This is a genomic window from Erythrobacter sp. JK5 (assembly GCF_018205975.1).
Lineage (GTDB): Bacteria > Pseudomonadota > Alphaproteobacteria > Sphingomonadales > Sphingomonadaceae > Erythrobacter.
In genome coordinates this window covers 91,374-109,080 of the sequence record NZ_CP073577.1, presented here as the reverse complement: position 1 = coordinate 109,080, position 17,707 = coordinate 91,374, and the positions used below count along the sequence as shown (strand labels likewise).

Genomic DNA, 17,707 nt, shown 5'->3' with positions numbered 1-17,707 from the left:
TTTGACTCAACTATATTATTCAGTACTGTATAGGAATCGCAGTAGAACGAAATATTGGGTAAACACAAATTAGCTAACACTGAACCCCAAGGGTCGCACAAATCACCTTACTTTCCCTTTCAAAGAAGGAGCGACCCCATGTCCAAGGCTAAACTGACTTTCTCCGATGCCGTGAAGCTGGTGAATACGGACGAACGGCTGGCGCGGGCGATCATTCGCCAACCGTCGCTGATCCGCGATCTCATCGATGCCGACGAGCCCGAGCGGGACACCGAGCGCCTGGGCATGAGCGACGCGATGCGCATCGCTTCGAAAAACGAAACCTTTGCCAAGGCCCTGATGAAGGATCCGGAACGTTTCCGCGGTACGTTCAATTTCAGCGATGCCGAAATCGGCGCGATCTTGACGATCCCGGGCAAGGCCGATCTCGCGAACTCGTTTTCCTACGACGCCTGATCGCCGATCCGTCACCCGGTGACGGGCCGACTACCCTCGCCGGTGACGACTGCCGCAACGGTCGGGCCGGATGGCCGGGCGCCGGGGAAGAGGCGCGGGTGTGACAGCACCCCGTCTTCCCCGCGCCCCGGACCATGCCGCGCCGCAATTCCGGGATCCAGCAATGAAGTGTATCAGCATTCACCTGACCGACCTGTGCAACAGCGAATGCTCGTTCTGCGTGGTGGGGTCTCCGCTCTACACCAAGGACACCATCCGCCGCGCCGACATCGAGGGCTTCCTGCACGAGAATGCGGGCAAGTTCGACGTGGTGAACCTGCACGGGGGTGAGCCGACGATCTATCCGCGGTTCTTCGAGACGATCGAACTGATCCGCCAGCTCGGATATCGCGAGATTCACCTTCAGACCAACGGAGTGCGACTTGCCGAACCGGGAATGCTCGATCGGCTGAAGGCCGCCAATGTCTCGAAGCTGATCGTGTCTCTGCACGGCGCGGATGCAGAGACCCAGGAGGCGCAGACCTTCCATCGCCGCTCGTTCGACCGGATCGTTACCGGAATGCGCATGGCGCATGCCGAGGGCATTCACATTCGCACCAACACGGTCGTGACATATCAGAACCTTCTGCAATTGCCCGACATTGCGCGGCTCGCCTGCGACATCGGCGTCGATCACGTGAACATTTCCAACATGCACCCGGTCGGCAGCGCGCGCATCGCCCGCGCGACGATGATGCCAATGCTCACCGAGATCCTCCCGCCGCTCGACGACGCGATCGACATCGTACGCGGAGCCGAACGCACCGTCACGCTCGAAGGGTTCCCGCACTGCGTCGTCACCGGAAACGGCCGCGACGAACTGCACCTCCACAACGAATATCGCGCGATCAGGATGCTGATGCGCGGAGAGGTGCTGGAAGACTACGACGATTTCATGCGGTTCGAGATGCGCATCCAGGGCGAGAAATGCAGCAAGTGCCCCGGGAAATCGATCTGCGGCGGGGTCTATGGCGAATACGTCGAATTCTTCGGTTGGGACGAAATCCGTCCGCTGACCGAAGCCGAAGTCGCCGCAGCGGACCCGGACCTCGCGGTAGTCCGCGCGCCGATGGCCGCGGAAGCGCGCTGACATGACAACGCGGTTCAAGTCGATCCTGGTGAGCACCACCGAAGGATGCGACGTCGGCTGTGCCCATTGCGGGTTTCTCGGCTCGAGCCGGGACAAGGATGCCGACGAGGCGTCGCTGCTGCGCTGGATCGGGGATATCGGCGACTACGGAATCCCGACCATCATCTTCACCGGCGGCGAAAGCTTCGAACGGTTCGAGACGCTCGAAGCGGCGGTCCGGAAAGCGCATCGCGCTGGTGTCGGCACCGCAGTCTTCACCAGCTCGTTCTGGGCCGGCGATCGCGACTGCGCGCTCGATCGCATGAACCGGCTCCGCGGGCTCGGACAGATCTATCTCAGCACCGATGTCTACCACCAGCTGAAAGTGCCGGTCCAGAATGTCCGGAACGCCATCGATGCCAGTCTCGCGACCGGAGTCGGGACGGTGTCGATCGTCATCACCTATTCGTCCACCGCCGATCTCGAGCGGGTGAAATCGTGGTATGCCGAGTACGGCGACCGGCTCGACATCATCGAAGAGCGCGTGATCCCCACCCCCTTCACCAAGAAGCTTCTGCGCGGAGAGGACGAACGGCTCGGCCTGTCGCAATCGGACTATGCGATGCGCTGCTGGCTCGATACCCCGATCGTCAATCCCGACGGCAACGTATTTGCCTGCCATGTCGGCAAGGCGGGCGCGCACCGCGACATGCGCGAAATCCCCTACTGGCTGGGCAACTTGGCCGAAGAAAGCTTCGGGCAGATGATGGCGCGGGTGCGGCGGCGCGCCGACTACCAGTTCCTGCGGGTGCACGGGCCGAAAGGCGTCGCCGAAGTCGTCGAGGCCACCCCCGATCTTCGCCGGGCCCTGGACCGCGAAGCCTTCACCTGCGCATGCGATATGTGCTTCTCGGTCCTGTCGACACCCGAAGGCGCGGCGGCGCTCAGGCAATACACCCGACAGCCGGATATTCGTGCGCGGATCAATGCCAGGCTGGTGCTCACGTTGCGCGAAGCGCCCGTCGAGGATCACGAGTGGTTCGAAACCGAGGCCGTCTGCGCATGAGCGGGCGGATCCTTTTTCTGTGCCTGACGCCCAAGGGGCTTGGCGAAACGCGCCATGCGGTCGAGCTGGCGTCGCAGCTGCGCGCAGCCGGGCACACGACGCATTTCCTGGCGCATGAATGCGCGACGAAAGTGCTGCAGGATGCCGCGCAGCCGGCAACGATCATCCCCGACCATGTGCTGCCGATGATGCAGTTCTTCCTGAGCGGCTCGGTCCGCAATTTCCGGCCGGACGCAATCGTGTTGGGGGACTGGTTTACGACGACCCTCGCGCTCGAACGGAGCGGTCAGGAGTTCGCGGCGGTGTTCGGCGGTTTTGACGTGCCGATCTATGCCATCGACACGTGGTGCTCGGCCAGGGCCGGGCATGTGATCGACCTGTACGGCACCACACGCCGCCCGTTTCCGGACTGGCGCCCCGATTTCGCCGGTCGGCTCGAACCGGTTCCGATGGGCACCGGATCGAGCGACGCGGTGCCCTTTTCGGTCGTCCCCGAACCGCTCAAGCTCGCTCGCAAGGTCAGGCGTCACATCCGCCGCGACCTCAACGCCGACGATCGCAGGATCGTGCTGGTGTGCACGGCGGGCTGGCAGCATGCCCATTACGAGGACGAGAGCGCGCGACGGTTGCAGCAGGCCCTACCGCGCCTGATCGGCCTCCAGCTGCGGGCGTTCGGCAGCGATGTCGCGCTGGTCCATGTCGGTCCCGAGAAACTCGATTTCGGGCTCGGGCGCCAGCAGGTCTGGCTCCCCACGATGCGGCCCGAGCGGTTCGAGAGCCTGGTCGCTTCGGTCGATCTGCTGCTGACCGCCAATGTCAGCGCCAGCACCAATGTGCGCGCCATCGCCGACGGTGTGCCGATCCTCGTGATCGGAGGCTCGATCCGCGCCGCGACCCGCGATGACATGCCACCCGAATTTCTCCACGACGCTGATGAAGGACAACGCGAATGGCTCGATGCCAGCCTCCCCGCCTTCCCCTTCCATCTCTGGCCGCTGGGGTATCGCAGGTTCGTCGACCCCGTGCTGGCCGACAATCCCTATACCTCGGCCTTGCGCTTTGCCGACTATCTCGATCTCGCGGGCATGCGCGAGCAGCTCGGCGCATTGCTGCTAGACGAGGCCACCCGTGCCGATGCCCGTGCGGACCTCGCTGCCTATGCGGACTGGGCGCACGAACTTCCTCCGGTCGGTCGGTTGCCCCCGGCAAGGTCGCGATCCGAACCCCTCGTTGCGGACGTTCTGGCATGAAGGCGGCTCCCATCCTTGTCGTCGCGGCGCATCCGGCTAGCTGGGGCAGAGCGGGATACGCCGCGCAGCTCGCGCGCAACCGGTCGCGCAAGGGGCAGCAAACCGTGGTCGCCGTCGCGCGGCAGGCGCTGCCGCTGTTCGAAGGGATCGCGGCCGAGATCGTCCCGCTGACCGGGATTGCAGCGATCGATCGCGCGACGATCGATGACCTCGTGCGGCGGTTCGATCCGGATACAATCGCGCATTTCGACCTGCAATCGAGCGCCCATTTGCTGGGCAAGGGTCAGGATCTCTACCTCGACCGAATTCCTTCTGCGACGCTGGACGTTTGGGATAGCGCGGAAACCGGTCTGGTGCAGGATGTGGCGGGGCTTCCGCCGCAACCGATCTACCGCGGGGATCACGCGGCGATGCTGGCGGAGTGGCATCGCAAGCTGGCCCGACTGGTGCCTGTGCCGATCGCGAAACCCGATGGCGGCGGACATCGCTTCTGTGCACTCGAAACGGGCGAGCCGGTCCCGCTTTCCGACCCGAACCGCCGGATCGGTGCTGCGCGCGTGCTGTTCGCGACCGGTGACTGGCAATCGCAATTCCTTGGCGGAGCCGAACCGGCGAACGAGCTGGCACGCAGGGTTACCGGCTGCATCCGCGAAGCGTTCGATCGACTGGGTGCGCAAGCCCGGCTGGTCCATGTCGGCCCCACCCCCCTGCCTCACCCGCCCAGCAATTATCAGTGGCTGGGGCAGTTGGAGCATAGCGCAATGATAGGGCAGATCAGGGACTGCGACCTGGTGCTGTCGTGCAATCTTTCGGCGACCACCAATGCGCTGGCGCTGGCGCATGACCGCCCGGTTTGCCTCATCGCTTCGTCGGGCGGCGAGGTTGCGCCCTTTTGGGTCTGGCCGATCGGGTATCGCCGGTTCCTCGACCCGCTGGTCGCCGACAATCCGTTGCTCGATGCGATGCAGCTGTTCGATCTTTCTCGGCACACGGACCTCGCATCAGCCATCCTGGAAGCGCTCGCCGCGGCTCCCGCCAAGCGGCGGCAGTATCGCTCGCGCGTGCTCGAACTCCCGCCGATCGACTGTGCGCTCGAACGTGCGATGCAGCACAAGGAGCCCGCATGCGTTCCGTGACGATCAACATCAACCAGACGTGCCCGCTCAAATGCCGGCACTGCTCGCTGGGGTTTTCGGACGGCGACCACAGCCGGGGTACGGCGCTGTCACCCGCGCGCCTGACCGAGATGATCGAGGCGATCGATACCGCCAGCTACCAGATCGCGCTGTTCGCGGGCGGAGAGCCGACGCTGAACGCCGATCTGATCGCGGTCGGCGCGCAGGCCGCGGCCGCTCGCGGATTGATCCCGGCGGTGGTGACTGCACCGATCTGGGCGCGCGCCGAGCGCACGGCGGAGCGGCTCTTGTCGAGCATCGGCCCGGTGCGGCTGCTGATCCTGAGCTACGACAAGTATCACCTCGAGTTTCTCAAGCGCGAAGATTACCTGCGCGCGATCCGGATGGCGAAGGCGCGCGGCTTCACCCCGGTTCTGCAGGTATCCGCCGCGTCCGAGGCCGAGGGCCGGGCGGCGATCGAGGACATGGCACCCCATCTCGCGCGAGAAATGATCAATGTCATGCCGGTGGTCGGCGTTGGAAATGCGTTGCTGGAGGAAAGCCTTGAACTGTCGCCGCCGGTTAACTCGCCCGGCGACCTCGAAGCGATCAAGCGAAGCTGCGTTGCAGGCAACGCCTTCATCGATGAGTCGGGAGACCTGCACGGCTGCTGCTGGGCTTCGTCGGTCGAAGACAGCCCGATCTCGATCAAGGGGCCGGTAGGCGACCTTGCCCGCCGCTTCGGCGCGCTCGAGGGCAACGAGGCCTTTGTGCGCATGGTCGGTGGCGGATTCATCGATACTCTGGACGAGGCGCAGAAGGCTCGCCTGGCCGAGCTCGCCCGCGACCGCAGGTTCGCCACCGAATGCGACCTGTGCCTGCTGGCCATGTCAGATACGGCATCGGGGATTTTCGCGGCGGAGGCACCTGTCGATGCCTGACGGACGCTCCCATACCGAAGTATGCGTGATCGTCCCCGTGCACGACGGCGAACCGTTCCTGCACGAGGCGCTGGCGGGGTTGGACGACCAGACCTTCGCCGGGTTCGAAACCGTGATTGTCGATGACGGATCGCAGGATCGCTCGCGCGCGATCATCGAAGAATGGGTCCGTCGCAGCCCCCAATGTCGCCGACAGCTGGATACGCCGGGCTCGGGCGCGCAGGGCGTTGCGGCGGCACGCAATCTCGCGATCGCGAACACGAACAGACGCTGGCTCGCCTTTTGCGATCAGGACGACATCTGGCACCCGGAAAAGCTCGCCCGGCAGATCGAGACCGTCCGCGCGTCTCCGCATTTCGATCTGATTGCGACGGTCCCGGAATTGCTCGTGCAGACCGGGCAGCCCGACCCCAGCCTCATCCTCTGGCATGCGATGATCGAAGCGCTGGCCACAGACCCCGTCGTCGAGCTCACCACGCAGGATATCCTGAGCAGCGCGCCGATTTGCCTGTCCAGCGCCATGGTGCGGCGCGATGCGCTGGTCGAAGCGGGCGGGTTTTCGTCCGACCTGCGATGGACATCGGACTGGGAGGCGTGGCTCAGATTATCCTTCGGACGGCGGATCGCGCTGATGGCCGACCCGCTCGTGCGGTATCGCCTGCATGGGGCGAACGAGTTCCAGCGGATGCGAAGCGAGAGCGCATTTCTCGACGAGGTCAGGACGATCCACGATCGGCTGGCGTGCGCACCCAATCTGGTCGGATGCGCGAGCGAGACCGACGCGCGGCGAAAGATCGAGCGGATGGCGGCACCGGCGGGTGGGGATGACGGCAAATGGTGGAGTTCCGATCGACCTCTAGAGAAGTGAAAGCCGCGCCGGAGGATGATCCGCTCCGTTCGCTGATTGCACCGCTCGGCGAAGACCGGTTTTTCGACGAATTCTGGGAGAAGCAATATTTCCATCTCCCGGCTGCCGACCGCCCCGATGTCCGAAAGCCGCAGGAACTGGTGACTCTGACCGAGCTCGAGGAGGCGCTCGAAAACTATCTGCTGGCCTATCCGCAGGTGCGCGTGATGCGCGATGGCGCGGCCGTGGCGAAGGAGGCCTTCTGCGGTGACCTGGGTAGCACCAATGCGCGGCTAGCGACCCGAATTCTGCCCGACAACGTGGTGGCGCTGTACGAAACCGGGGCATCGATCCTGTTTCAGGGATTGCAGGTCTGGCATCCCCGCGTGCGGTCGTATTGCAGCCGGCTCGCCAGCGCGATCGGCGGCGCGGTCGCGGCGAATGCCTATCTGACGCCGCCGGGATCGCGCGCGCTCGCGCTGCATTGCGATCCGCATGACGGGTTCGTTTGCCAGATCGTCGGCAGCAAGGCGTGGCAGGTGACCTATCCCGCAATCGAGCTTCCTACCGAAAGCCAACTTGCAACGCTCGATCTGTCGGATCGCCACGAGCCCATCGAGAGCTTCACGCTCGGTCAGGGAGATGTTCTGTATATTCCCCGCGGCTTCCCGCACTGCGCCGAGACGACCGAGCGCGAGGCCTCGCTGCACCTGACCATCAGCCTGAGGATACCGACGTGGAGCGACGTGCTGCGCATGCTGGCAGGCGATGCCGCCAGCGAACTCGATTTCCGCCGGGGCGTGAGGATCGACCCTCGGACTTCGGCGAAAACCGGCGAACTGAACGAAGTCGCAGCCGCGCACAAGCTGTGGCAGATGATGGGCCGATGCGGCAATGGTCCACTCGACCGGATGGCGGTGGGCGACGGCATCAACCCGCCCGAACCCAGATCGCACGGGCTGACCGGAGCCGTCCTGGGGCTCCGCCCCAGTTGCGATACCCGGTTGCGCATGCGGGATTCGGGCCGGGCCGCGATCCTGCCCGAACTGGCTCACCTCGCCGAAAAGACGGTTTTCACGATCGACGAGATCAATCCCAACGATCCGGAGGCCAGTGCCGCGCTCGCGATCAGGATGGTCGCGGAAGGGATCATCGAAATTGTCGTCGAAGAATGACGCCTTGCGAACCTCCCGCTCAATCTTTGGGCTTGCCGAAGAATTCTTCGAGGATCGCATGGCTCATGCGTGTCTCGCTCTGCATCCGGGCGGGGTCCCGCGCGCCCTGCTGCGCCGAGCGAAAGACATGATCGATCGACCAGCTGGCCTTCCATTTCCTCAGGTAGGAATTGGCCATCAGGTGGTTGTCCCTGCCATGACGCGCGACGATCTCGTCGGTCTCGCGCATGGGCTCGGGAAAGTCGACCAGCTGCGGCTCCGCCCGCGAATACGCCTGCGTAAAGGTGATCTCCGCCTCCATCGCTTCGAGACGTCCGCCGGGAAGCAGCAGCGCGGGATCGATCCGGTCGAGCGTCGCACGGCGATACTTTCCGAGGCACGAAGTCCACACCAGCCCGTAGCTGCGCAGCATCGGGACGGCCGATCCGCACAGCTCGTCGAATGCGATCCGGAAGAGGCCGTGATCGAGCACTTCGCAACTGTCGTGCAACAGGAACATCTCCCGCGCGCTGGTGCATCGGCAGGCGACGTGAAGGCCCCCCAATTCGGACGTGTCGGCTTCGAGCGTTTCGATGCGCGCAACCGTGCCGGGAAACTCGTCGGCAATCGCGGTCGCCGCCGCGACGGATTCGCGGCTGGCCGCAGTCACGACCAGCAGGATCGGCACCGCGCGGTAACCGGCAAGCGAGGCGAGGCAATCGCGCAGGAACGCCGTGTTGCGCGCATAGGTCGGGACGATAACGACCCGGTCCCAGGTGCCAGGCGGGCCGTGCGTCATCGCGACCGCACCAGCCGGAGGTAAGGTCGATGTCCTGCGAATTCCTCGATTTCACCTTCGGACGAATGGGCATGTTGCCGCGCGGTATCATCCACGTCGGGGCCAATTCCGGACAGGAAGTAAGCGAGTATGCCGCGCGGGGGATCCGGTCGGCCGTTCTCGTCGAACCGCAGGAGGAGGTGTTTCGCGCACTCGAGCGCGAAGTGTCGGATGCAGGCAAGCCCGGTTTCGTCGCGCTTCAGGCGGCGTGCTGGCGCGAGGACGGCGCCATGCTGGATTGGCATGTGGCCAGCAACGAAGGGTTGTCTTCCTCGCTGCTCGAACCGTCCGGGCATCGCGCGGTGCACCCCGAAGTGCAGTTCGAAACGCGCAGCAAGATCGAGACCCGCACGCTCGACAGGCTGTTGCAAATCGCGAGTGCGGACGTGGCCGAACGGTGCAACGCCCTGGTGCTCGATGTGCAGGGAGCCGAACTCGACGTTCTGGCGGGCGCCACCGCGACGCTCCGACAGATCGATTACATCTGGATCGAGGTTAGCTGGGGCGGGCTCTACCGGGGCGACAGCAGCCTCGAGGAGATCATCGACGCGATGCGGGGATATGGCTTTCGCATGGCTCACCTCGCCATGACCCGCTGGACCTGGGGCAACGCGCTGTTCCTTGCCAACCGGGTCATCGACGGACTCGTCGCGACACGATGAAGCACCGCCCCGATCATCCCACCAAGGCCGATGGCCAGTCGGTAAACTGCGATCGCACATCGACCGCGCATCCGGGCGAGATCACCATACCGTCCTGATCGCTGTCGGTATCGATGATCGTGCCGGCGAAAATCACCGAACGGCGGATGGCGATCGGGTGCGCGATCCGTGCTCCGGTCCCGACAATCGAGGACTGGAGCACCGCACCGGGGTGGACGTGCGCGCCCTCCGCCATGCATTGCCGCATCCCGGAGTTGGCCATGACCTTCATGTTGCAGGCCAGCAGGTCGGCCGGGCTGGTCAGATTGAGATCGTCCTTGACGCAGGCCGAAACCCGCACGTCGGCCCCGGATTCCACGAGGATCTGGATCGCTTCGGTCAGTTCGTATTCGTTGCGCATCGCGGTGCGCGGCGTTCGCCGGATCGCATCGAAAATCGTGGCGTCGAACAGGTAGAGACCCACGCCCTTGAGTTCGCTGGCCGTTTCGCGCGGCTTTTCGACGACCCGGGTCACCCTGCCCTTGCGATCGGTCAGGATCGCGTAGTTCTTCGCCATTTCGCGCGGATCGCTGACCCGCTTGGCCGCGAGCACCGCGCTGTAGGCGGATTCGTGATAGATGCGCACCATGTCGCCGAGGTCGTCCTCGACGAAGTAGATATCGCCGAGCATCAGCACGAACGGTCCGTCGATATGCGGGGCGAGCTGGCCCAGCGCATGCGCGATACCCAGCGCCTCGGTCTGTTCGACATAGGTGATCTGCACACCCAGCCGCGCGCCGTCGCCGAGCTCCTGCGAAATCAGATATCCCTTGTGTCCGATCAGGATCGTGACCTGATCGATGCCGAGCTTCTTCATCGCCAGGATCTGGTACTCGATCAGCGGCCGGTTCATGATCGGGAGCAGCGGTTTGGGGAAGAATTCGTTCAACGGAGCCATGCGGGTGCCGCGTCCGCCTGCAAGAATCGCTCCGCGAAGCCCTTGTTCCATGCCACCACTCCGATGCTTGCGTCATACAGTAGCGTAAATGGCGCGGAGATCACAGTGAAAGTTGGTATCGCCGAAGAACAATCATGCCGTGATTGGCTAAAAATGCCTAACCGGAAATATGCAGCGCAATGGCTAGCCTGTATTGGATACGGAAGACTGGAGTATCCATGCTTGCGCCCGATATTTCGCCACAACAACGATGGAGTCCCCTGACCCTGCTATTCTTTGACCCGCCGCGACCGTTCAGAAATGTGGCACAGAGGCTAAAGCGCGGCGCGGGTCAGCAGCTGGGCAAGCGTCTTGCCGTCATGCGACAGCGGCTGGCTTGAGGCGATCTCGAAGATCCGCCTGGCCCTGTCGGGGTTTCCTTCCGCCTCGGCGATGACGATCCCCGCGAGCGCGGCTGAAAAGGATTGGTTGTCGAGCCGCCGGGCGATTTCCATCCGGCGCCTGGCCGCTTCCAAATCCCCCGCCATCGCGTCGAGCGCGGCGAGCGAGCCGTGCCCTTCCCCGAACGTGTCGTCGAGTTCCAGCGCCTTTTCGAACCGCGCGCGTGCAGTGGCAACGTCTCCGGCAAGGAAATAGGCCCAGCCGGATGCCAGCCAGCTGCCAAGGTGATCGCCGAACTGCTCGGCCCCGCGGTCGAGGTGCGCGAGCGCGTCTGCGGGCCGATTGGCAGCCAGCTCGGACAGCGCCGTTCGATGCGGGGATAGCGGCAGCTTGACCGCGCCTGTGCTCCGGGCCGGTGGCCACGCGCGACGGCTTGCCATTTGCCCGATGGTTCGCCTCACGGGATTATGGTAAACGAGTCGCATTGGACAGCGCTGCGCGGAATGGCATTCCCTGCGAACGCTGCTCTCCAAGAGCCCCTTTCCGCCCCCAAAAACGCGCGGAAGGGGGTTTTTGTTTAGGGCGTTTCCTTTTCTTTCCTCGCTCGCGCGACCTGAAGGTCGCATCGCTGCAGGCGGCCGGTCGGCCTTGCGGCGCATCGCGCCGAATGCCACACATCACGGATGAACAAACCACTGCTCGCCGCCTTGACGGCTCTCGCAATCGCCCTTCCGGCTTCCGCTCAGGAGGAACCAGAAGGGGCTCCTTCGCCGAACCAGATCGTTGACGCCGCGCCGCAGAGCGAATGGGTCGCGATCCCGGCTGAGGACCTGCTGGTGATGACGCTTGCTCAGGATGCCGAGGGCAACGAGCGCAAGGTGGTGATCCAGCTTATGCCCGCGCCGTTCTCGCACGGCTGGGTTGATAACATCCGCGCCCTCGCCCGCGCCGAATGGTACGACGGGATCAGCGTCAACCGCGTGCAGGACAATTACGTCGTGCAATGGGGCGATCCGGGACACGACAACCCGGAGAGCGGAGAGACCGAGACCAAGCCGCTGCCCGAGGAGCTGAAGGTGATGGGGAGGATGAGTATGCTGTTCCCGCCGAATCCGTCATCTCGAACGAAGAAGAATTCGAGGTTCCATTTCTGATCGCAGCCTTGGCCGGGGGAATGGACTCTGAAAACCCAATTGGAGATATTCTTTCGCAAATAGGTGGAGAGCCGCTGACCCTTGGCGATAGATACGCTGAGTTATCGACCATTGTTCGCGGTTGGCCGGTCGGCACCTCAAATGACGACCGCTCTATGTGGCCCGTCCACTGCTACGGCATGGTCGGCGTGGGCCGCTCCTACTCGCCCGACACCGGCTCGGGCGCGGAGCTTTACACCGTGATCGGCCACGCGCCGCGCCATCTCGATCGCAACATCGCGCTGGTCGGGCGGATCATCAGCGGGATGGAGCACCTCTCCTCGCTGCCGCGCGGGTCGGGTGCGCTGGGTTTCTACACCGAGGAGGAGGCGGACAAGCGCACGCCGATCCTTTCGATCCGCGTCGCTTCCGACCTGCCTGCGAGCGAACAACCCGCTTACGAATACCTCTCCACCGACAGCGAGACTTTCGCCAAGTACGCCGAGGCCCGCGCCAACCGCCGCGATCCGTTCTTCATCGTCCCCGCCGGCGGGGCGGATATCTGCAACATCCCCGTCCCCATCCGAGAAGTGGCAGCGCAGTGACCCGAAATCGTCATTGCGAGGCGACGCAGTCGCCGCGGCAATCCAGAGCGTCTCGTGCTTGGCTCTGGATTGCTTCGTCGCTTCGCTCCTCGCAATGACGGAAAAGATGACCGCCACCCTCCCCCTGCGCCGTTGGCAGGGGGATCGCGGGACTTATCATCTCGTCCAATTCGAAGGTTCGGACGCCGAGGCGCTGGCCATGCATGCGCGCCTCCATCGTCTCGAATTCGGCAAGCAGCGCGGGTTTGGATCGGTCAAGGTCACCGCACGGATCGGCGACACCGAATGGAAGAGCTCGGTCTTCCCGCAGGACAAGCAGTCCGAATGGATCCTGCTCGTCAGCAAGAAGGTCATGCGGGCTGAAGACCTCGCCGAAGACGATCGGGTTACCGTCACATTGACGCTTTAGGAACAGACCGCGCTCCACAAACGTTAAGCTAAGTAACTCGAGGGAGGATACGCATCATGAGAATTGCCGACCGCACCGAATTCGCCAGCAAGGCCCCGCCGCTCACCTGTCCGCCCGAAACCACCGTATTCGAAGCGGTGACGCAGATGGCGGAGAAGAATTTCGGCTCGATCTTCATCACCGATGCGCAAGACCACGTGCTGGGCGTGATGACCGAGCGCGATATCTTTCGCCGCGTGATCGGTGAAGGCCGCGATCCCAAGACCACCCCGGTCAGCGAAGTCATGACCAGCGATGTGCGCATGGCGAGCAAGGATGACGAGATCCTGCCGTGGCTGCAGATGATGTCGAACGAGCGCTTTCGCCGCCTGCCGATCGTCGACGAGAACAAGAAGCTGGTCTCGGTTATGTCTCAGGGCGATTTCGTCGCATACACCTGGCCGCAGATGCTGACCCAGCTGGGCCAGATGGCGCAGGCGACGCTGGCCCCGGCGTTCAATCCGATCGCGATCATCCTCGGCGGGCTGACCTATGCGATCATCATCGTGATCGTGGTGCTCTATTTCGCCCGCGGCTAGGCAGGCGGGACCCGCTGCATCAGTTCGATGCGATTGCCGAACGGATCGAAGGTGAAAAAGCGCGCGTAGCCTTCGACCGGCTTGTCGTCGTGGGTTGCGTGTCCCGCCGTCTCCAGCCGCTCTCGCAAGGTCTCCAGATCGTCGACCAGCAAGGCGGGATGCGCCTTGCGCGCGGGCACGAAATCGCGGTCGACGCCGATATGCAGGCTCACCGATCCGCGTTCGAACCAGCAACCGGTCGGTGAAAGGTTGGCAGGCTTGGGCGCTTCATGCATGCCGAGCAGGTCGCCATAGAATTCCCGCGCCCTGTCCTCGCCATTCTCGGGAATGGCAATCTGGATATGGTCGAGCCCGATTATTGCCATCAGCTGCCCCCCTTCAGATCCGTTCCGCCTGCGCAACCGCGTCGCTGGCGCGAAGCGCGCTCAAGATGCGCATAAGGTGCGCCAGATCCTGCACTTCGGCATCGATCTCATAAGTGGTGAACGGATGATCGAGCTGGGTCTGTTCGAGGCTGGTCACGTTGGCGATGTTCTGCGCGAAGATACCCGCCATTTCCGCCAGTGTCCCCGGCCGGTCGTAGAGCGTCACGCTGAGCCGCCCGACCGCACCGTGCGAGCGCCGACCCCATGACAGGTCGAGCCAATCGGCATCGATCCCGCTGGCCAGTTCGAGGCAGTCTATCGCATGCACCTCCACCCGCTCCTGCTTGCGTCGCAGCCCGACGATCCGGTCGCCCGGCACCGGATGGCAGCAAGTGGCGAGCGTGTAGCCGACATCGGGCGTGAGCCCGCGGATCGAGATCGCGCGTTCGCGCTTGGACCAGTCGTAATCGTCTTCGAACTCTGCGGTACAGCCCGGCACCAGCGCTTCCATCACCTCGCGATCGGTCAGCTTGGCCGCGCCGATCGCGAACATCAGATCTTCTGGCTCTTCCATACCGAGCCGTTCGACCGCCACGCGGATCGCCTTCTTTCCGATCCGCGCCGGAACCTTGGAGGCGATTTCGTCGAACAGTTTCGAGCCGATTTCGGCGACCTCGGCGCGTTCCTTGAGCCGCACCGAGCGGCGGATCGCGGCCCGCGCCTTGCCGGTAACGACGAAACCGAGCCATGACAGCTGCGGCTCGGCGTTCCTGCCCTTGATGATCTCGACCACGTCGCCGTTTTCGAGCCGGGTGCGCAGCGGCATGTGCCGCCCGTTGATCTTCGCCCCGACCGTAGCCAGCCCGAGATCGGTGTGCACCGCGAAGGCGAAATCGACCGCAGTCGCGCCCTTGGGCAGCTGGAACAGCCCGCCCTTGGGGGTAAAGGCGAAAATGCGGTCCTGGTAGATTGCCAGCCGGGCGTGCTCGAGCAGTTCCTCGGCGTCGTGGCTGGCATCGACGATTTCGATCAGGTCGCGCAGCCAGCCGACTTCGCCATCGGCCTCGTCGTGCTGCTTGTAGGCCCAGTGCGCGGCGAGCCCGAATTCGTTGCGGCGATGCATTTCGCGGGTGCGGATCTGCACTTCAACCCGCATCGAATTCTCGTACATCAGCGATGTGTGGAGCGAACGATAACCGTTCGACTTGGGGGTCGAGATATAGTCCTTGAACCGGCCGGGCAGGAATTGCCAGGTGGTGTGCAGCACGCCCATTGCACGGTAGCAATCGGCATCGCTGTCGGTTAGCACGCGGAACGCCATGATATCGGTGACCTGTTCGAAGCTGACGTGCCGCTCGGCCATCTTCTTCCAAATCGAATAGGGGTGCTTCTCGCGGCCCGACACTTCGACCATGAGACCCGCTTCGGCCAGCGCCTGCTTGATCTTGAGCGCGATCGCATCGACCTGCCCGCCATCCTGCCCGCGCAGCTGTTCGAGCCGCTTGGTGATGGTCGAATAGGCTTCGGGTTCCAGCTCGCTGAATGCCAGTTCCTGCATCTCGCGCATATATTCGTACATGCCGACGCGCTCGGCGAGCGGCGCGTAGATGTCCATCGTTTCGCGCGCTATCCGCTGGCGCTTGTCGGGCGACTTGATGAAATGCAGCGTGCGCATGTTGTGCAGCCGGTCGGCCAGCTTGACCAGCAGCACCCGGATATCCTCGGACATGGCAAGCAGGAACTTGCGCAGGTTCTCGGCCGCGCGCTCGTTCTCCGGCATGGCCTCGATCTTCGAAAGCTTGGTCACGCCGTCGACCAATCGCGCGACGTCGGATCCGAAATTGGCTTCGATATCCTCGATCGTTGCCAGCGTATCCTCGACCGTGTCGTGCAGCAGTGCGGTGATGATGGTCTGCACGTCGAGCTGGAGATCGGTCATCAGCCCGGCGACTTCGACCGGATGGCTGAAATAGGGATCGCCGCTGGCGCGCTTCTGCGTCCCGTGCTTCTGCACCGTATAGACATAGGCGCGATTGAGCGCCGCCTCATCGGCGTCGGGGTCGTATTCCTTGACCTTTTCTACAAGCTCGTACTGGCGCAGCATTGACAGCAATGTGCGCTCGCCCGTTCGTGCCTGCAAGAGCTAAGCGCGCTGCGCGTCAACTCCACGTGGCCCGAGGCGGCAGGCTCATCAGGATCGCGTCGATATTGCCGCCGGTCTTGAGGCCGAAGATCGTGCCGCGATCATAGACCAGGTTGAACTCGGCATAGCGGCCGCGATATTCGAGCTGCTGCGCTTCGTCTTCAGCGGTGAAATCGCTGTGCATTCGCTTTCTCACCAGCCTGGGGTAGATGTCGAGAAACGCCTTCCCGACATCCTGCGTAAACGCGAAGTTGCGGTCCCAGCTGGGGTCATCGTCGCATTCGAGGTGATCGTAGAAGATTCCCCCCACCCCGCGATGGACCTCGCGGTGGGGAAGATAGAAATATTCGTCCGCCCACTTGCTGAAGCGTTCGTAGTAGGTCGGGTTGTGCGCCATGCAGGCGGCGCGCATGCTGGCGTGAAATTCCGCGGTGTCGTCCTCGTACGGGATCGGCGGGTTGAGATCCGCGCCGCCCCCGAACCACGCCTTTCCGGTGGTGAGGAACCGGGTGTTCATGTGCACGGCGGGCACATGCGGGTTGGCCATATGCGCGACGAGGCTGATTCCCGTTGCAGTGAAACCGGGATTGTCGGGATCGGCTCCGTTGACGCTGGCGGCGAATTCCTTGGGAAAGTTGCCGCGCACGGTCGAGACGTTGACCCCGACCTTTTCGAACACTGTGCCCTTCATCAGGCCCTGCACCCCGCCGCCGGGACCATCGTTGCCGTCCTCTTCGCGTTGCCACGGGGTGTAGGCGAAGCTTGCATCGGAGCCCGCTTCGCGCTCGATGCTCTCGAAAGCGGCGCAGATCTGGTCGCGCAGGCTCTCGAACCATTCGCGCGCTCGTTGTGTCTTTGGTTCCCAATCCATGCGCGAACACTTGCCAAAGCCGGTCCGGCGCGGCAAGTGAAAGCCATGGTTCCCGTTTCGTTCGCACCCTTGGAATTAGCCGGAGAAGAGCTCGTCCTGCTCAGGAGCAATGCGCTCTACTGGCCGCGCGAGGGCGCTTTGCTGGTCGCCGACCTGCATCTCGAAAAGGGCAGCTGGTATGCGCAGACGGGTCAGATGCTGCCGCCCTACGACAGCCGCGAAACGCTGGAGCGGCTGGCCGATGCAGTGAAGGCCACCGGCGCGCGGCGGGTGATCACGCTGGGCGACAATTTCCACGACGATGCGGGCGCGAGCAGACTCGATCCCTATGCCGCCGGAATGCTCGACGTGCTGACCCGCGCGCTCGACTGGGTGTGGATCACCGGCAATCATGACGGCGAAATGCACCGCGCCTTCGGGGCGACGCTGGTGGAGGAGCTGGAGCTGTCCGGCATCATGCTGCGGCATGAGGCGAAGCGGGGGGAGACGCGACCCGAATTGTCTGGCCACTATCACCCCAAGATGCGCGTAAAAGTGCGCGACCGCCATATTGCGCGGCCATGCGGCGTGGTGAGCCGCTCCACGTACGGCGCGGACCGCATGATCCTGCCCGCCTTCGGGGCCTATACCGGCGGGATGGATGCTGGCGCACCCGAAATCCTCAGGGCGCTGCAGCCGGCAAATTCGATCGACGCGGTACTGCCGGCCAAAGGCAAACTGGTGAGCTTTCCCCTGTGGCGCGAAGCAGCATGAGACTCCGCTAGAATTCCCGCAGATTTGCTCCTACATGGGCGTCACTCAAGATTCAGGCAGCAACAGGAGAACACACATAGCCCGTCCACCTAGGC

18 protein-coding genes and 1 pseudogene are annotated in these 17,707 nt (G+C 63.7%); 13 read left to right on the top strand and 6 right to left on the bottom strand.

Features of this window, described 5'->3' with window-relative positions:
* Window positions 1–138 precede the first annotated feature (138 nt).
* From KDC96_RS00550 to KDC96_RS00515, 8 genes are all read left to right on the top strand, one after another.
* Window positions 139–456, top strand: a complete 318-nt coding sequence (locus KDC96_RS00550; protein ID WP_212449793.1) for a hypothetical protein — start codon at window positions 139–141, stop codon at window positions 454–456.
* Window positions 457–619: 163 nt separating this feature from the next.
* Window positions 620–1,585 (top strand): radical SAM protein, encoded by a 966-nt coding sequence (locus KDC96_RS00545; protein WP_212449790.1) that lies wholly within the window; start codon window positions 620–622, stop codon window positions 1,583–1,585.
* Window position 1,586: 1 nt separating this feature from the next.
* Window positions 1,587–2,630 (top strand): radical SAM protein, encoded by a 1,044-nt coding sequence (locus KDC96_RS00540; RefSeq protein ID WP_212449788.1) that lies wholly within the window; start codon window positions 1,587–1,589, stop codon window positions 2,628–2,630.
* The gene (locus tag KDC96_RS00535) at window positions 2,627–3,880 is read left to right on the top strand and encodes a DUF6365 family protein (RefSeq protein WP_212449786.1); all 1,254 of its coding nucleotides are present in this window, start codon (window positions 2,627–2,629) and stop codon (window positions 3,878–3,880) included. Before KDC96_RS00540 ends, KDC96_RS00535 begins: the two co-directional genes overlap by 4 nt.
* The gene (locus KDC96_RS00530) at window positions 3,877–5,016 is read left to right on the top strand and encodes a DUF6365 family protein (RefSeq protein WP_212449784.1); all 1,140 of its coding nucleotides are present in this window, start codon (window positions 3,877–3,879) and stop codon (window positions 5,014–5,016) included. Before KDC96_RS00535 ends, KDC96_RS00530 begins: the two co-directional genes overlap by 4 nt.
* Window positions 5,004–5,936: a radical SAM protein gene (locus KDC96_RS00525; RefSeq protein WP_212449782.1), complete on the top strand. Its 933-nt coding sequence runs from the start codon at window positions 5,004–5,006 to the stop codon at window positions 5,934–5,936. Before KDC96_RS00530 ends, KDC96_RS00525 begins: the two co-directional genes overlap by 13 nt.
* Window positions 5,929–6,804, top strand: a complete 876-nt coding sequence (locus KDC96_RS00520; protein WP_212449781.1) for a glycosyltransferase — start codon at window positions 5,929–5,931, stop codon at window positions 6,802–6,804. Before KDC96_RS00525 ends, KDC96_RS00520 begins: the two co-directional genes overlap by 8 nt.
* Entirely contained in the window at window positions 6,801–7,958 is a 1,158-nt protein-coding gene (locus KDC96_RS00515; RefSeq protein ID WP_212449779.1) for a JmjC domain-containing protein, read from the top strand. The genes KDC96_RS00520 and KDC96_RS00515 overlap by 4 nt, the downstream gene beginning before the upstream one ends.
* Window positions 7,959–7,977: 19 nt before the next feature.
* On the opposite strand, the gene KDC96_RS00510 is transcribed toward KDC96_RS00515, so the two are convergent.
* The gene (locus KDC96_RS00510) at window positions 7,978–8,736 is read right to left on the bottom strand and encodes a hypothetical protein (protein ID WP_212449777.1); all 759 of its coding nucleotides are present in this window, start codon (window positions 8,734–8,736) and stop codon (window positions 7,978–7,980) included.
* Window positions 8,737–8,765: 29 nt separating this feature from the next.
* Here KDC96_RS00510 and KDC96_RS00505 point away from each other — a divergent pair, with 29 nt between their 5' ends.
* Entirely contained in the window at window positions 8,766–9,437 is a 672-nt protein-coding gene (locus KDC96_RS00505; protein ID WP_212449775.1) for an FkbM family methyltransferase, read from the top strand.
* A gap of 13 nt (window positions 9,438–9,450) precedes the next feature.
* Here KDC96_RS00505 and KDC96_RS00500 read toward each other — a convergent pair whose 3' ends face one another.
* Together KDC96_RS00500 and KDC96_RS00495 are read right to left on the bottom strand one after the other, a co-directional pair.
* Entirely contained in the window at window positions 9,451–10,425 is a 975-nt protein-coding gene (locus tag KDC96_RS00500) for a nucleotidyltransferase family protein (RefSeq protein ID WP_212449773.1), read from the bottom strand.
* 263 nt (window positions 10,426–10,688) lie between these two features.
* A complete protein-coding gene (locus KDC96_RS00495) occupies window positions 10,689–11,195 on the bottom strand; it encodes a tetratricopeptide repeat protein (protein WP_212449772.1) in 507 nt (168 codons plus the stop codon).
* Window positions 11,196–11,438: 243 nt separating this feature from the next.
* Here KDC96_RS00495 and KDC96_RS00490 point away from each other — a divergent pair.
* The 3 genes and pseudogenes from KDC96_RS00490 to KDC96_RS00480 all read left to right on the top strand — a co-directional run bounded on the left by KDC96_RS00490 (window position 11,439) and on the right by KDC96_RS00480 (window position 13,480).
* A pseudogene (locus tag KDC96_RS00490) lies at window positions 11,439–12,493 on the top strand (peptidylprolyl isomerase).
* Window positions 12,494–12,599: 106 nt separating this feature from the next.
* Complete coding sequence (locus tag KDC96_RS00485) at window positions 12,600–12,902, top strand: DUF1905 domain-containing protein (protein ID WP_249171851.1); 303 nt, start codon at window positions 12,600–12,602, stop codon at window positions 12,900–12,902.
* Window positions 12,903–12,958: 56 nt separating this feature from the next.
* Window positions 12,959–13,480 (top strand): CBS domain-containing protein, encoded by a 522-nt coding sequence (locus KDC96_RS00480; protein WP_212449769.1) that lies wholly within the window; start codon window positions 12,959–12,961, stop codon window positions 13,478–13,480.
* Here the strand turns inward: KDC96_RS00480 and KDC96_RS00475 are convergent.
* Genes KDC96_RS00475 through hemF form a run of 3 tightly spaced genes read right to left on the bottom strand, consistent with a single transcriptional unit; the run spans window position 13,477 to window position 16,859 of the window.
* Window positions 13,477–13,845, bottom strand: coding sequence for a VOC family protein (locus tag KDC96_RS00475; RefSeq protein ID WP_212449768.1), 369 nt, complete (start codon window positions 13,843–13,845; stop codon window positions 13,477–13,479). The genes KDC96_RS00480 and KDC96_RS00475 overlap by 4 nt on opposite strands.
* A gap of 13 nt (window positions 13,846–13,858) precedes the next feature.
* The gene (locus KDC96_RS00470; protein ID WP_212449767.1) at window positions 13,859–15,949 is read right to left on the bottom strand and encodes a bifunctional (p)ppGpp synthetase/guanosine-3',5'-bis(diphosphate) 3'-pyrophosphohydrolase; all 2,091 of its coding nucleotides are present in this window, start codon (window positions 15,947–15,949) and stop codon (window positions 13,859–13,861) included.
* A gap of 55 nt (window positions 15,950–16,004) precedes the next feature.
* A complete protein-coding gene (hemF, locus tag KDC96_RS00465) occupies window positions 16,005–16,859 on the bottom strand; it encodes an oxygen-dependent coproporphyrinogen oxidase (protein WP_212449766.1) in 855 nt (284 codons plus the stop codon).
* A gap of 45 nt (window positions 16,860–16,904) precedes the next feature.
* Between hemF and pdeM the strand changes: the two genes are divergently transcribed.
* Complete coding sequence (gene pdeM / locus KDC96_RS00460; protein ID WP_212452243.1) at window positions 16,905–17,612, top strand: ligase-associated DNA damage response endonuclease PdeM; 708 nt, start codon at window positions 16,905–16,907, stop codon at window positions 17,610–17,612.
* Window positions 17,613–17,707 lie beyond the last annotated feature (95 nt).

Excerpts from the sequence above, each read along its gene's own strand:
- KDC96_RS00550 (WP_212449793.1), top strand. The coding sequence starts at position 139 with ATGTCCAAGGCTAAACTGACTTTCTCCGATGCCGTGAAGCTGGTGAAT.
- KDC96_RS00545 (WP_212449790.1), top strand. The coding sequence starts at position 620 with ATGAAGTGTATCAGCATTCACCTGACCGACCTGTGCAACAGCGAATGC.
- KDC96_RS00540 (WP_212449788.1), top strand. The coding sequence starts at position 1,587 with ATGACAACGCGGTTCAAGTCGATCCTGGTGAGCACCACCGAAGGATGC.
- KDC96_RS00535 (WP_212449786.1), top strand. The coding sequence starts at position 2,627 with ATGAGCGGGCGGATCCTTTTTCTGTGCCTGACGCCCAAGGGGCTTGGC.
- KDC96_RS00530 (WP_212449784.1), top strand. The coding sequence starts at position 3,877 with ATGAAGGCGGCTCCCATCCTTGTCGTCGCGGCGCATCCGGCTAGCTGG.
- KDC96_RS00525 (WP_212449782.1), top strand. The coding sequence starts at position 5,004 with ATGCGTTCCGTGACGATCAACATCAACCAGACGTGCCCGCTCAAATGC.
- KDC96_RS00520 (WP_212449781.1), top strand. The coding sequence starts at position 5,929 with ATGCCTGACGGACGCTCCCATACCGAAGTATGCGTGATCGTCCCCGTG.
- KDC96_RS00510 (WP_212449777.1), bottom strand. The coding sequence starts at position 8,736 with ATGACGCACGGCCCGCCTGGCACCTGGGACCGGGTCGTTATCGTCCCG.
- KDC96_RS00505 (WP_212449775.1), top strand. The coding sequence starts at position 8,766 with ATGTCCTGCGAATTCCTCGATTTCACCTTCGGACGAATGGGCATGTTG.
- KDC96_RS00500 (WP_212449773.1), bottom strand. The coding sequence starts at position 10,425 with ATGGAACAAGGGCTTCGCGGAGCGATTCTTGCAGGCGGACGCGGCACC.
- KDC96_RS00495 (WP_212449772.1), bottom strand. The coding sequence starts at position 11,195 with ATGGCAAGCCGTCGCGCGTGGCCACCGGCCCGGAGCACAGGCGCGGTC.
- KDC96_RS00485 (WP_249171851.1), top strand. The coding sequence starts at position 12,600 with ATGACCGCCACCCTCCCCCTGCGCCGTTGGCAGGGGGATCGCGGGACT.
- KDC96_RS00480 (WP_212449769.1), top strand. The coding sequence starts at position 12,959 with ATGAGAATTGCCGACCGCACCGAATTCGCCAGCAAGGCCCCGCCGCTC.
- KDC96_RS00475 (WP_212449768.1), bottom strand. The coding sequence starts at position 13,845 with ATGGCAATAATCGGGCTCGACCATATCCAGATTGCCATTCCCGAGAAT.
- KDC96_RS00470 (WP_212449767.1), bottom strand. The coding sequence starts at position 15,949 with ATGCTGCGCCAGTACGAGCTTGTAGAAAAGGTCAAGGAATACGACCCC.
- hemF (WP_212449766.1), bottom strand. The coding sequence starts at position 16,859 with ATGGATTGGGAACCAAAGACACAACGAGCGCGCGAATGGTTCGAGAGC.
- pdeM (WP_212452243.1), top strand. The coding sequence starts at position 16,905 with ATGGTTCCCGTTTCGTTCGCACCCTTGGAATTAGCCGGAGAAGAGCTC.